Origin of the sequence: Nitrosomonas sp. PY1 (genome assembly GCF_022836435.1) — a bacterium.
Taxonomy (GTDB): domain Bacteria; phylum Pseudomonadota; class Gammaproteobacteria; order Burkholderiales; family Nitrosomonadaceae; genus Nitrosomonas.
Genome location: NZ_BQXC01000001.1, coordinates 1,977,560 through 1,991,746 on the forward strand (window position 1 = coordinate 1,977,560; position 14,187 = coordinate 1,991,746).

Annotated in this window: 13 protein-coding genes, 1 tRNA gene and 1 pseudogene; 7 read left to right on the forward strand and 8 right to left on the reverse strand. The window is 42.4% G+C overall.

Features of this window, described 5'->3' with window-relative positions:
• Positions 1-3: 3 nt before the first annotated feature.
• Positions 4-4,050 carry an ATP-binding protein gene (locus W03_RS09115; protein WP_244072659.1) on the reverse strand — a complete coding sequence of 1,349 codons (4,047 nt, stop codon included), beginning with the start codon at positions 4,048-4,050 and terminating at the stop codon, positions 4-6.
• 162 nt (positions 4,051-4,212) lie between these two features.
• Positions 4,213-4,449, reverse strand: coding sequence for a helix-turn-helix domain-containing protein (locus W03_RS13540; RefSeq protein ID WP_375792719.1), 237 nt, complete (start codon positions 4,447-4,449; stop codon positions 4,213-4,215).
• A gap of 114 nt (positions 4,450-4,563) precedes the next feature.
• Between W03_RS13540 and W03_RS09120 the strand changes: the two genes are divergently transcribed.
• From W03_RS09120 to W03_RS09150, 7 genes are all read left to right on the forward strand, one after another.
• Positions 4,564-5,592: an IS1595 family transposase gene (locus W03_RS09120; RefSeq protein WP_244070736.1), complete on the forward strand. Its 1,029-nt coding sequence runs from the start codon at positions 4,564-4,566 to the stop codon at positions 5,590-5,592.
• Positions 5,531-6,268 (forward strand): glycosyltransferase, encoded by a 738-nt coding sequence (locus tag W03_RS09125; RefSeq protein ID WP_244072660.1) that lies wholly within the window; start codon positions 5,531-5,533, stop codon positions 6,266-6,268. The genes W03_RS09120 and W03_RS09125 overlap by 62 nt, the downstream gene beginning before the upstream one ends.
• Positions 6,265-6,870, forward strand: a complete 606-nt coding sequence (locus W03_RS09130; protein ID WP_244072661.1) for a phosphatidylinositol-specific phospholipase C/glycerophosphodiester phosphodiesterase family protein — start codon at positions 6,265-6,267, stop codon at positions 6,868-6,870. Before W03_RS09125 ends, W03_RS09130 begins: the two co-directional genes overlap by 4 nt.
• Before the next feature lie 15 nt (positions 6,871-6,885).
• Positions 6,886-7,911 (forward strand): class II aldolase/adducin family protein, encoded by a 1,026-nt coding sequence (locus W03_RS09135; RefSeq protein ID WP_244072662.1) that lies wholly within the window; start codon positions 6,886-6,888, stop codon positions 7,909-7,911.
• A 20-nt stretch (positions 7,912-7,931) separates the two neighbouring features.
• A complete protein-coding gene (locus W03_RS09140) occupies positions 7,932-9,689 on the forward strand; it encodes a hypothetical protein (RefSeq protein WP_244072663.1) in 1,758 nt (585 codons plus the stop codon).
• A gap of 77 nt (positions 9,690-9,766) precedes the next feature.
• Positions 9,767-10,996: an aspartate kinase gene (locus tag W03_RS09145; protein ID WP_244072664.1), complete on the forward strand. Its 1,230-nt coding sequence runs from the start codon at positions 9,767-9,769 to the stop codon at positions 10,994-10,996.
• Positions 10,997-11,071: 75 nt separating this feature from the next.
• Positions 11,072-11,164 (forward strand) — tRNA-Ser (locus tag W03_RS09150).
• Positions 11,165-11,663: 499 nt separating this feature from the next.
• Here the strand turns inward: W03_RS09150 and W03_RS13545 are convergent.
• From W03_RS13545 to W03_RS09175, 6 genes and pseudogenes are all read right to left on the reverse strand, one after another.
• Positions 11,664-12,224: pseudogene (locus W03_RS13545) on the reverse strand (zinc ribbon domain-containing protein); the annotation flags it as partial.
• Between the two features lie 51 nt (positions 12,225-12,275).
• Entirely contained in the window at positions 12,276-12,662 is a 387-nt protein-coding gene (locus W03_RS09155; RefSeq protein ID WP_244072665.1) for a recombinase family protein, read from the reverse strand.
• Positions 12,655-12,972, reverse strand: coding sequence for a hypothetical protein (locus W03_RS09160; protein WP_244072666.1), 318 nt, complete (start codon positions 12,970-12,972; stop codon positions 12,655-12,657). The genes W03_RS09155 and W03_RS09160 overlap by 8 nt, the downstream gene beginning before the upstream one ends.
• A gap of 159 nt (positions 12,973-13,131) precedes the next feature.
• Positions 13,132-13,581 carry a hypothetical protein gene (locus tag W03_RS09165; protein WP_244072667.1) on the reverse strand — a complete coding sequence of 150 codons (450 nt, stop codon included), beginning with the start codon at positions 13,579-13,581 and terminating at the stop codon, positions 13,132-13,134.
• Positions 13,565-13,873 (reverse strand): hypothetical protein, encoded by a 309-nt coding sequence (locus tag W03_RS09170; protein ID WP_244072668.1) that lies wholly within the window; start codon positions 13,871-13,873, stop codon positions 13,565-13,567. The genes W03_RS09165 and W03_RS09170 overlap by 17 nt, the downstream gene beginning before the upstream one ends.
• Positions 13,874-13,902: 29 nt before the next feature.
• The gene (locus tag W03_RS09175) at positions 13,903-14,181 is read right to left on the reverse strand and encodes a hypothetical protein (RefSeq protein WP_244072669.1); all 279 of its coding nucleotides are present in this window, start codon (positions 14,179-14,181) and stop codon (positions 13,903-13,905) included.
• Between the last annotated feature and the right edge of the window lie 6 nt (positions 14,182-14,187).

The window sequence follows — 14,187 nt, forward strand, 5'->3', positions numbered from 1 at the left end:
ACCTTATTTTGAAGCAGTATCGTTTGAACACTTCTTTCTAAGAGAGTTCATCTTATTCTTAATAATCATTCTATAAACTAAAGCTCCAGGAGCAAAAAAACGACAATAAAACCAGTCTAAATTAAAGACATTATCTTCAAAATCATCATCCAAAAAATATTTGTTTCTTAGAATGTTTGTTCTGTCTTTAGAATTTAGATCTTTCATGCGCTCAACTATTCTTAGTTGTTCCAAAGCTATAGTTTCAACGTGAGATAAATCAAACACACGAGATGAAATGTCTGTCACTTTTTCCTTTTGTGTAGAATTTATTTCTAATAGAGTCTTATCTAATACTGCTCTTATGCAATAAACGGCCTCCTCAAATGATTTTCCTGGAATTTTTTGTATTTGAATAGATGCAAGTTTAAATAAAATTTCCCACATATTATAGTAAATAATAAACAAAGGAGGCAGAGACATTGATGAAGATTCGCCGTAAGTCTTTGTAACATACTGCGCCGATCTAAACAGCGTAATAATTCCATTTAATGAATTTGAAATAATATCACTCTTAGAGTCGAACGTTATTTCGTTATCACTCTCCGACTCTAGCACGCGTGATAAATACTCACGGCCTTTTAGCCATAACATCGTGGAATAATATCGAATACTGTAAGGCAATATTTCACCTTTTATAAGTTGATCTCCAACATCTTTTTCCCTACTTATATATCCATCGCCATCAACCGGTATTCTAATGCTATTAATATTTTTAACAATTAATTCTTCCCAATACATAGAAGCTATAATTAATTGACCAAAAACCGAAAAATGCTGATTCATTTGTTCTTGTAAAAATGAAGGATGCAAGAATAGATCTCTTGGATTTCCTTCAAGTTCGAATGGCTTGGGTAACTCGGTATTACCCAAGTTTCTTAAAGAGGTAGTTTTAATAAAATGCGAAAAAGCTTTCCCAGTGTTATAGCTGATATGTTTTAATGCGCTCTCTTGAGCCACATAAATAAAGTAATTGCTCTTTCCTGTTGAAGCGTTAGAATCACTATGAAAATTGTCAATTTTTTTCTGTATATACTTTATTGCTTCTTGAACTGTAATCGATTTATCTCTTCCATCTTCTTCATCTTTTATCTCTACAGTACAGTTTGATGAGAATTCTTCCGATATAATTTGCCTCCAGGGGAGAAAATCCAGTAAGGCGGACCACATCATTACGATGCTCAACTTTGAAATAGCAGTATTAAGGTTTAGTCGCCCTTGAGAAAAATAAGATGCAGAGAGATGCATTAATTTAAAGGCCGGAATCAATTTAGAGTGATTATCTTCAGATTTTAGATTATGCCTATTAATATTTTTATTTTTAATTTCCTCTTCAAATTTATCTAAATTTTTAGGATTAAAATGTTTAAATTCAAACTCAGATTCATGGTGAATTTTTCCTAAAAAATCAATCAGATATGATAATGACTTGACAAGAACAGAACAAATTGCTTCATTAGAGTTCTTGTCCTGATAACAGGATCTTTCAATTTGCAATTCTTCATATAAGCGATTACTTTCTTCGACCAATAAACTAAACGCTGCTTTTAAGTATGCGTTACCTAGTAAAAAATATGATCTCTCGCTTGCATGGTCAACAGAACGAGCAACATCCAAAAATGTACGATATGATGTTTTTGGGTTTTCAAGAAAAAGCAAAAGTACTGCTTCACGATATTTAGTTACATCCGTTGCGCCTGGTAAATCAGAGAAGTTGCTTGTATCGTGAAGATAATGAATTCCGCTTCTTTTTAGGTTCAAAAAATTTTTTGCCCACCTGGGTTGTTTTAATACATCCCATTTCGAATCATGGCTTTTAACGCCTGTACTCAAAACAATTTTTAAACATTCATCTGCCCTAATCTCGGCATTTAGGTAAATTGCTGAAGCTTTAGCATAGCTTCCAACACGTTCTGCTACCGATCCCTGCCTCAAATATACTTCAACCAACTGTAATATAACGTTTATCTTGTCAATATTTGATGTGTAAGACGAGATCTCTTTATTTAGAATATCTATTGCTATCCCATAATGAATTTGAGCTTCGTCATAGGATTGTTCCCAGAAATGAAAATTTCCGACAACAACATGGATTGAAGCTAAAGCAGTACTTCCATAATTCTCATCTGTATGTGAATAATGACTAGAAGTAATTAAATTCCTGAAATGTTGTTTTACAGAATCCATCGCATTGAGTGAAAAACTAAAAGCGGCAGATTCATCATCATTAATATTTGTTATGAAGTGAATTTCTTTTTCGTGCAGAAAACTAAATCGGTATCTATAAAAACCATTACGAATCCTTCTTATATGATTTCTAAGAACAGTATATAAAATTACATCTAATATCTTTGCTAATTCGGGAGAACTATGTATGTTGACTGTTTCGTACATTCTCAATATATTTTCTCTTGAAAAACCGAAGCCATGATATTTTAGTATTTGATGGAATAATGAGAAGGCTGAGACTACTAATTTGTCATCCGAATTCATAAGAATCCTACTCAAATTATGATGAAACATTATGTATAAATTGGATGCCAGAATAAATCTTTGAATATCAACTGTATAGAATACAAGGGAATATCCAGTTGATTCATCTTCTTTTGTGCCTTCTTCAACAACAACAAAAGACTCGAATAACGTAATTAATCTTTTGTAGTTTCCCCAAGAATGCAGGGTTAAGAAGTGCAAAAAAATTTTTAGTATGAAGTTTGTTTGAATACGCGCGTCTTCATTTATGGTTTCTGCAAATTCCCGAAGTGTCAAGTAAGTGTATTTTTCCTTCGTTCCTTCCTTAAATTGTTTTTTTTGATTTTTTGATAAAAGATGTGAAACTAAGAATGCCTCGATCATAGAATCAAGTAAATACACTTGCTGATCAGAGTGATCAGTTAATAAGCTTGGAATATAGATATGATCATTAAACAAACTTTCATACAATGAATTTGTACTACCTCGCTCTGATAGGTATGCATCATACATATCCCTTCCGGCTATAAATATGAATTTTGCATTTGAAGCGGTAACAAGATTTTTTAGATCTCCCAATATTCCATCAACTTGTTTCTTTCTAAGCTTTGTTTCTTTAACTAAGTCTAAATTTTCTGTGCCATCATTTATAACATTTCCAGTTAGTTTATCTAACTCGTCGAAAATAAATATTATTTTTATATCTTCTTTTTCTACTATATTATCAAGAAATCTCCTGAGTCTATCTTCAATTTGATTATTATCTAAAGGCGGTCTTAATTCTTTTGCTCCATAAAAAAAGAATTTGTTTTCAATTTTGAATTGTTGTTCGTATGCAGCGTGTATTTCGTTCTTGAGCGATAGAATTTCAAGATAGTGTTTAAGGATAGGTTTTTTTTTGGCTGTGGATGAAGAAACAGAAGATACAATTCCAAAGCAAATTAGCGAAGAAAAAGTCCACAGTGCCAAAACTAAAATAGGCTCACTTAGACAAAGATAATTGTTAATTTGATTTGAGGAGAGTAATAATAAAGAAAGTAGAAATAGCGAACTCAGAATAAATGTTTTATTTTGTTTTAAAACAAAATAATCCAAACAATCATATCGACTTTGCCCCTTTCTTATTCTTTGTTCAAAGTTGTCTTCTAGTAAAGATATCATGCTGAATAAAACGGTTCTAGAATCTAATTTACTATCGCTGCCAAGATTGATACGAACATCAATCCAATCCTTTTTAGATTTATCGAAAGTGCATTGTTTGTTTTGCGCTTCTTTCAGTGCTTCTTCTACAAATCTTGATTTACCAGCGCCTCGATATCCTGATACTAAATATGATCCTTTTGAACCGTTTATTAAATGATCAATAAGCCTAGTAAGTAATTTTTCCCTACCAAGGAAAAAGGGATCTTGGTTTTCGTGTTCTTTAGTTCTATTTTCTTTTCTTTTACCTAAAGATCTTCTATTACTATATTCAAAATCTCCTAGTTTCAGTTCAAATGTAGGTTCTTTTTCGATATCTGAGCTATTGCAGTTATTCAATTAATCATCCTTGATCTAATATTTCTTTTTGCAGTAACTTTACTTAAGGCTAAGTTACTACAGCATAAACTATTTATTTATTTTTGGAAAAAATAAATAAGAAAAGTATATTTTTTAAAACTTTCATATACTTATAAATAATGTATCATTAAGTATGTATGACTACTTTTTCAAAAGAATTCTAATTGCCCACCGAATTTCTCCATTACATTTAGCGCCCTCCAACCAACGATATACCTGCCTCGAACTTTTACCGAGCTCATGTGCGAGTTTAGGGACTGTCCACCCATGAGCAATCAGCGCTTTCAGCTCATCAACAACAGGCCCAGATTGCAAATTTAAAGAGTTAAAGTTTTGTAGAGAAATTTTTCTATAAATAGCGGTGTAAAAATGTACCACTGAGGGATACTAAAGTATGAAGTTTTCACTGATTATTCCTTGCGTGCTTATCCGGTTGTCTCCCAAGCCCACTACCGGTAGTATGTTGAGCATCTGCGCCAACCTGAGGTGGTCATGGTTATCGACGTGCTTGAGCGAGACGATTTGCCGTTCCCTCGCTCGCTTCCTGATTTTCAGCGACTGTTCCCGAACGAAGCGGCCTGCGCGGCCTATCTTGAGCGCGCCCGATGGAGCGACGGATTCGTTTGTGACTACTGCGGCACACTCGGAGAGCCTTATCGCTTCGCCAATCGCCCCAGCGTTTGTCGGTGCCGTCACTGCAACCGAGACACGAGCCTCACTGCGGGCACCGTCATGGAACGCACCCACACACCTCTCTCCGTATGGTTCTGGGCAGCCTACTTGGTTGCCAGCCAAACACCCGGTATGTCTGCTGCCCAATTCCAGCGGCAACTCGGGCTGTCGCGTTATGAGACTGCTTTCCAGATTCTCCACAAACTGCGGGTCGGCATGGTGCGTCCCGACCAAGATCGGATTGGTGGCAACCCCTTCGATGCCGTCGAGGCCGATGAAACCTACGTCGGAGGACGTACTCGCGGCAAGGGTCGAGGCGTTCACGACATGGTTCTCGTCGCCGGTGCGGTCGAGGTTAAACAGCGCAAGCACGGTGGCAGCCTCAATAAGCGGAGGACTGGGCGTTACGCCGGACGTGTTCGGCTCGCTGTGGTGCCAGACCGCAGTGCCAAATCGTTGGGCGGTTTCATTGAGCGCGTCGTTACGCCAGGCGCCACCATCATTACCGATGACTGGAGCGGCTACGCGGCGCTTGAAAAGCGAGGGTATCTTCATACCGCCGTTGCGGAACGTGGCGACATGCAAGTTGCCGAAACTTTTCTGCCCATCATTCACCTCGTGTTCTCCAATCTCAAAACATGGTTACGTGGCATTCACCACGGCGTCAGCCCGCAACACCTGCAAGCCTATCTCAACGAATTCACGTTTCGATTCAACCGCCGTTTCTACCCTTTCAACGCATTCCGTTCCCTGCTTGGCATTGCTGGTGATGTCACTGCGCCGACGTATGCTGAACTTTATACAAAAAAATCACGGCCCACTACTACATCTAGCTACCTTGGGAGTTAACCGGATAAGCACGATTCCTTGCTATAACGAGTCCGCCAACCTCCCTTTATTGCTGGAGCGCTGCAAACCTTTGGAGATGCAGTCCGGTATTGAAGTCATCCTGGTTGACAATGGCTCAACCGATCGCTCACCAGAAGTATTGCAAAGCTTATTACCCCAATATCCAGGTTGCCGCAGTATACGCGTAGACAGTAATCAAGGGTATGGGTATGGCTTTGGCATTCTATCCGGTCTCAAAGCGGCCAAGGGAGAGATTCTCGGTTGGACACACGCTGACATGCAAACTGATCCGCAGGATATGCTGCAGGCATGGCATTATTTGATCGCTACGGCAACAACAGCTTTATCAAAGGACAACGCTACGATCGTCCTTTCATGGATGTGGCATTTACCATCGGCGATGGCCAAACCGATGTGGGACATCAATGCACAACCGACGCTTTTTCCGCGTGATTTTTTTCTTACCTGGCATTCACCGCCGCATGATTTCTCATTGGATTTATATGCTTACTATCAAGCGCAACGACAAGGATTAGCGGTGCATCGCTTCCCCGTTAAATTTGGTGAACGGGCGCATGGTGTATCGCATTGGAACGTCAATTGGACAGCCAAGTGGAAATTCATTCGTCGCACCGTTGACTTTAGCTTGCAACTGAAAAAAAATATCTCGGCATGAAACTCATTGCTCACCGCTGCAATACCATCAACGAGCTACGTGCCACGGATTCACAATATGGCGTTGAAATCGATATCCGTAGCTTTGATGGTCAACTGATTCTACAACACGATCCATTTCTCAACGGTGAATTACTGACCCGATGGATCGATGCCTATCAGCACGGAACTTTGATTCTCAATATCAAAGAAGAAGGATTAGAAGCACGGCTGATCGATCTGATGCGGGAAAAAAATATTACGGATTATTTTTTTCTCGATCAATCTTTCCCGTTTCTAGTGAAATGGTCAAAGGCTGGAGAGCGCCGCTGTGCGGTGAAAGTATCCGAATTCGAGTCGATTGAAACCGCTTTAACATTGACCGGCAAAGTGGATTGGGCATGGATTGATTGCTTCAGTCGCTTTCCCTTGAGATCGCATGATGCGCAACGGCTCCGGACAGCTGGCTTCAAGTTGTGCCTGGTTTCCCCAGAATTGCAAGGACGAGACGCGCATAGCGAAATTCCCGCCTTGGTAAAATTGCTTAACGAGCACGTTATCGCTGCCGATGCTGTATGTACCAAACGTGCCGATTTATGGGAGCAGCAACTTCCTAAAGCATGAAAAAACTACTACTACATGAACAACCATAACGATCAGATACGAGCGCAAATCATTCAGTTTTGCGCTGATATTGGAAGTAATCCTTTGTTGGTACAGGGCGCGGGTGGTAATGTGTCATGGAAAGACTCTGGCACATTATGGATCAAAGCATCAGGAACCTGGTTGGCTGAGGCGGATCAACACGACATTTTCGTTCCGGTCAATCCGAATGCACTACAACACGCTATTCAGCAACGTAATTTTGCTGTAACTCCTCAATTGATAGATACGCGCGAATTAAAACCTTCGATTGAAACGCTGCTGCATGCGCTAATGCCACAGCCAGTTGTAGTTCATTTGCATGCCATCGAAATATTGGCCCATTTGGTACGAGCTGATTGTGAAAAAACTTTGATAACGGCGCAAGGTGATTCGTTATCGAGTGTTTTAGTGGCTTATCATAAACCTGGGGAAGACCTTGCCCAAGCAGTTTACGATGCGATCATGCAGAAACAAGATGTTGATGTCGTATTTTTAAAAAACCACGGTGTGGTGCTAGGTGGATCCAGCATCGCAGATATTGTGACAACACTCAACACGCTGATTACCATACTTCAAACTCCGGTTGGCGCAGCGGATCATACACGCCCTATTCCTGTTTCTAGACACCCGAGTTATGTGCCAATTCAAGACACTACATTACATGAATTGGCAACCCATTCAACGTTGTTTGACCGACTCACATCCGACTGGGCACTTTACCCCGATCACGTCGTATTTCTTGGTCCGCAAGCATATACCTATACGAATTGGGAACAGACCGAAACCCTATTCGCCATAAGTCCCAATGAAAAACCTGAATTGATATTTATCCGCGACCATGGTGTCTTTGTCACCCGTACCTTCAGTATCGCAAAGCAAGTTCAGTTACGCTGTTATTATGATGTCATCAAAAGGCAAAAAGCCGGTACTATGCTGACATCGTTATGCCATAATCAAATTGCAGCCTTACTCAATTGGGACGCGGAAAAATATCGTATGCGTTTAGCAAATATCCCCTAAATGTTTAACCTAAAAACGCCATGCTGAAATCTGCCCTTTCGTATCTACAATTTTTTCGCGACTGGATGCTACATAATGAAAGCACGCAACCGCTGAACGACGATCACCCCCTGCGTCCAATCCTGTTTTTCCTATTGTGTGTTGTTTCATCCTGTATCTATGTCGTTGCGCTGCAGTACCAATGGTTATTGAGTGGCGAAATGTATGCTGAGATGGCGACCAATTACTTCCTCAATGCAAATAGCCCTTCGTTATACGACAATTTATTTGCTACCGATGCAGGATATATTCCATTGTTACCGCGCATGATTGCTTTGCTAGGTAACCTTTTAAATCTCCCAGCATCGGTTATTCCTTATTTTTATAGCAGTTCTGCCATTATCCTTGCTGCTGTCATGATCAGTACGTTCTGTTTACGCCCTTTCCGTATCTTGATACAAAGCGATGCATTACGCTTTTTAACGGCCATTGCGGTTACCATGGTGGCTGATTTTGAAACACGAACATTCATTAATTTTTCGTATTTTTCAGCTTTCTTTATCGCCACTATCACGGCACTCGCTTTTGTTGAAAAGAACCGTGAAGTTCCTTGGTGGTCATGGTTTATCCCCTTATTAATTCTTTCCAAACCGGCTATTCTTGCAACGCTTCCAGCAATGGTAATTACAGCGATGGTCAGTAACCACCGTTTCCGCAACATTACGATTGTTTCTACAGTACTGGGCTGCCTGCAAATCATTCAGCTATTTATAGATCGATCGAATCATTCCGTGATTTTTCAAGCTTCTGATAACACGCTATCGTTAAAAATCACTGCTACCATTGAATACGCTTTAGGGTTTATCGGAAAAATTGGAATAGGTCCTTTTTTTCGTGAATTACCAGCTTCTACGAGTATTTATATAGGCATGATGCTTTTTAGTCTTATGATCTTGTTCATTCTCTGGCGACGAAAAGCATCGGGAGTTCTTGCATTGATCGGCTTATCATTGCTATTTTTCCAATCCATGATCAATGTATTTGCAATGAACGTTTCATGGAACCAGGATCTGCTTCATCTCCAACAACTTGCTCTTAATCGGACAATCATTTTGATGTTTTTCGGCATGGCGCTAGCTCTCAGCGGGGTCTTTGCATTGTTTACCATCAATGTTGCTCTCCTTCAGAGAAATAAAATGACGATTTCAGTTTTCCTGTTTGTATTCTGGTTTGTATGTTCCGGTTGGGCCGCTTGGGGGGTTAAAATTAGCAAATCCCCTTCGTTCCGGGCTATCTATTCCTCGCAGTGGCAGCACATGGCATCGTTGATCGACTCGAATGTGTCTCCTCTATGCGTCCCCATCGATCCAGCAGGCTGGTATTACTTGAGAAATTGCCGACAAATAGATCCCGATCCCGCATTACATCCGCTGATGCCAATTACTTTTGACTCACTTCTTTTAAAGCAAGCTCATCAGTCGATTGCCATTCAAATCCCTAAGAATCTCACAGGTTCGCAATTACTGGCTTTGGGAATCGTTGTCCGCCCCTACGACAAAGAAACTTCCTATCCAATTCAGGCCGATGCAGTCTTCACCTTAAAAAACGGTGAGATTTTATCGCTCTCGGGTGAGCGTCAATTAAAACTCTCAGGTGGACTCATCACAATCCACACGAATGCTGCCATTCCTATCCAAGCAATCGAAACAATAACATTACAATTCGATCAACCCGTAATTGTGGGAACGTACTTTAGTCAACTGGAACAGAAGCCCATAATCTTTTGGATGGGAAATTAAAAATCCGCATAGTGTCTTTTTTATTTGATAATCGTGTAAAATAGCGCAGTTTTCCTACTGTAATAGGTTAGTAATTCGTGACGTTCTATGTTCAGAAGTATGGTGGCACCTCAGTCGGTAGCACTGAGCGGATTAAAAATGTAGCCCGTAAAGTCGCCAAATTCCATTCGCAAGGACATCAGCTAGTGGTAGTCGTTTCAGCCATGAGCGGTGAAACCAATCGACTAATCGCGCTCGCACATGAAGTACAAGCGTTACCTGATCCACGCGAAATGGATGTAATGGTATCCACCGGCGAACAAGTTTCGATTGCACTATTATCTATGGCACTCAAGGAACTCGGTGTCAATGCTAAAAGCTATACCGGATCGCAAGTCAGAATCTTAACTGACAGTACTCACACCAAAGCGCGCATACTGAATATCGATGAATCTAGAATCCGTACCGATCTTGAGGCCGGTTATGTCATCGTTGTTGCCGGATTCCAAGGTGTCGATGAAAAAGGCAACATTACTACGTTGGGTCGCGGGGGTTCGGACACTACGGGCGTTGCATTAGCGGCAGCACTCAAAGCCGATGAATGTCAGATTTATACCGATGTGGATGGCATTTACACCACTGATCCACGTGTTGTTGCTGAAGCCAGGCGCTTAAACACCATCACATTCGAGGAAATGCTCGAGATGGCTAGTCTTGGCTCTAAAGTGTTGCAGCTCAGATCAGTTGAATTTGCAGGAAAATTTAAAGTCAAGTTGAGGGTGCTTTCCAGCTTCGAAGAAGACGGACAAGGCACGCTGATTACTTTTGAGGAAGACGAGAATATGGAACAAGCCGTTATTTCAGGAATAGCATTTAACCGAGATGAAGCAAAAATTACGGTCGTTGGCGTTCCTGATCATCCGGGTATTGCTTATCAGATTCTGGGGCCAGTTGCCGATGCCAACATTGATGTGGACATGATCATTCAAAACGTTGGGCAAGATGGGTTAACAGACTTTTCATTCACAGTTCATCGCAATGAATTTAATAATGCAATGAATATCCTTAAAGAAAAGATTCAGCCACATATTGGTGCCCGTGACGTCATCGGAGGTGATAGAATCGCAAAAGTTTCCGTTGTCGGTGTTGGCATGCGCTCACATGCCGGTATCGCTAGTAAGATGTTTCGCGTACTCGCTGAAGAAGGCATCAATATTCAAATGATCGCAACATCTGAGATTAAAATATCCGTAGTAGTTGATGAGAAATATATGGAATTAGCGGTTCGGGTTCTGCATAAAGCATTTGATCTGGAACAGGCTCTTTGAGTAGCTGGCTGCTGCAAGTAGCAGTCGTGCTGAGTTTCAAAATTACTAATACTGATCATTTATCGTAACAAAACCGGAGAGATGGCCGAGTGGTCGAAGGCGCTCCCCTGCTAAGGGAGTATAGGCTCAAAAAGCTTATCGAGGGTTCGAATCCCTCTCTCTCCGCCAATTCAATTTGCTTACTTCCGAGCCTCCCTAACACCTTGAAAGATAATGAGGTTTCAGCGGTTCTAAGTCCTGTATTTCGGTGATATTGGAACCCACCCGGAAAAGCGAGTTTCAGCACTGCGCGGCGATCACTCAACCGCCCGGAATCCCAGAGTTTATAAGGGCTTGCAAGAAAATCCAGAGCGGTTCTAAGTGCCGCATCGTATGAACGCATTGGACGGAGGGATTGAGTCGATTTTTCAACCAGAACTGCTTTGTCGGTTTCCAGTTGCTTAATCCGATTTTCATACGCCTTGATCATCGTTTGGCTATCCGTTTCAATTAATCTGTCCATCAATTGTTCAATGGACTGATCCAGCTTGCGTATTTCTTTTTCCATCGAGTGCCCGCGCTGCGCAATTTGTGCCTGCCGATAATTCCACCAGACCTCGAACATCTTTGTTGCGGTTTTGAATAATGGAACGGATGGCACAAGCTGGTGCAGCAGGCTCACGAATTCTCCCTCTAATTTATCGCGGGCAATGGCTTTACCGTAGCCCTCACAGCGTTTGGTAAAGCAATAGTAGTACGGATAATGCTTGCTACGGCCCTTCGTCCAGCATGCGGTCAATGGATTATCGCAGTCGCCACACCTTACTGCTCCTCTCATCGGGAAATTTTCGTTTAAGTCCTTCCGCGCCGCTATCTTGGGTTTCTCTTGCATGCGCATCTGGATTTTCTGATAAGTTTCCAGCGAAATCAGCGGCTCGTTCTGTGCCGGACGCAGAGATACATCCATGATGTCCGATTGAATATGTCCGGCATAAATTACCCGGCTTAAAATCCGGTTTACATGCTCGTTGCTGACTTCGCCCTTGGCATCTGTCGGAAACTCTGGAAACTGCTCAAAAAAGCGTTTCACTTCCGCCCTGATTTCAAAGCGTCCGCTGGCATAGCCTTCCAATCCTTCAGCTACGATACTGGTTAGCGGTTCGTTTCTAACTAAAACTTTTCCGTGACCGGGTTTCGAAGCGTACTTATACCCAATCGGCGCAAAATGCACCCAATAGCCATTGAGCATACGCGCTCGTCTTCTGTTACGCGTTTGTTCGGCATTTTTCTGCCGATGATGCTACGACACGCTGGCAAGTAAGTGCTCTACGAGGATGGAATCCGAGTCTTCTCCGAACGTCATACTGGGTGAAGCTAATTTCGCACCTACGCTCGCAATTTCTGTCCGTAAGCGAATATGGACCTCCATCCCCCTAGCGAGCCTGCTCACATCATCCACTAAAATTGTAATATTATCTTTACGATGCGCTCGCAGGAATTTGAGCATCGCTTGCATACCGGGTTGATCAATCAGCGAGCCGGATTGAGAATCCTGAAATACTTCGACCACTTCCATATTCCGATAGCGGGCAAACTCACGGCAACGAGTGGCTTGCGAAGCCAGACCATCGCCTTCTTTCGTCTGCCGCTTGGTGGATACCCGACAATAAATTACCGCTTTATCCATTGTTGCTCCTTTCGCCGTTTGTCTTTTCAGTGGCTGGTTCAGTTTGGTCGGTTTGCCGTTTCGCCTCAACATCTTCGTCATTAAATGCCTTGCAAAGCGTTGGAGGCATCAGCATATGCACTGCATCCATATCTAAATTAAGATCAACCATCATGCGCATAATATCCCACACAGTAGCCAGATATTCATTTTCCTCCTCGGTTGAAAAATCGCAATCAGCCAAGTCTCCCCGAAATGCGTCACAATCCAATACAGGGACAGGAATGACTTTCTGTTTGTTTTCCTTCTGTTCTGCCGTATTGTTACTCATCTTCGCCTCCTTGAATTATTCAAGGCGCTGCCTTGAAAGGGTTATTTATTCATAATTTCGTGTCCCTCCCTGTCGTCTAAAACACGAACAAAAAGAGAACATATTCTTTTAAAGCTGGCAATAAAAAACGTACCTCGTGTATTCAATTTCCGGAACTATTTAACGTTCTGTCCCGTGACGGCACTGCCTTTGTTCCTCCCGATCCCTATGCATGGAATGATCGGGACTTTCCCGCCGCTGTGCACGTTGCCGCTCCAGTTCATTCAGCCGGGCTTCCCGCTGTTCGCGCAGCCATGCCCGGTTGAACGTTTCGCGGATGGGCGCTTGTTCATGTTCGGGACGAAGCTCCAGATGCGGTTTATCCCGTTTCACCATTTCCGATCCGCCGCTTCGTTCACTGTCGCCGCGCCGCTGCGCTTCGGTCAGTTCCATCGCGTTCAATTGTTTGGCGATATAGGGATCGCGGGCATAATCGAATTCCCGGCGCTGCAAAGGCGCGTTGCGAAAGCTATCAGGTACATCGTTCGCAAAATCCGGATGCTTGCCTGAGAAGCTTGTCGTTTGCGTCGACAATTCGTCGCCATAACGTTTATTAGCGTTCGTACCCATGATCGCGGGTTCGGGTATTGTTTACAGGTTGTTGTTTACTTCGTTCATCCTGATAGTCCTGCATGCGCTGATCCCTTTGCTCACGCAGCGTAATGCGCCCGTCCATCGGAATACTGTCCAGTACCAGTTCAGAACCTCGTCCATCCTTGTGTTTCCACATCGCCCCGATGCGATTCCAGTATTCCTTGCCATTGCTTGTTTCTCGCACCGTATAGGCAATCTGGTCGGGCTTGCGTCCTGTATGAGATTGAGTAGCATCATTCGGTGTGTCGTTTGAGTTTCTATTGCTCATTGTTATCTCCTGTCGTTGTGGTTAAAAATTTAAGGTTTTTTTCTGTCGATAATCACGATCACGGGGCATTCACCCCAGTTATCGAATTCCCTCAATCCTCCTCCGCCCAGATACAAGCAATCGCTATAGACGCGGTATCCATTGAATTCTTTGTAGGTGTACCAAACCAGCAGATGAGGGCCGACTGGTGAGATCATCAGGTCTGCAACCAATAGCAAGAACCAATGGCGCAGTAGATAAGCCATACTGCGAAGGCCAACCGATAACCATGCAAAAGGACGGAATTTTTGAGGTGAATACATTTTCATGAGTTG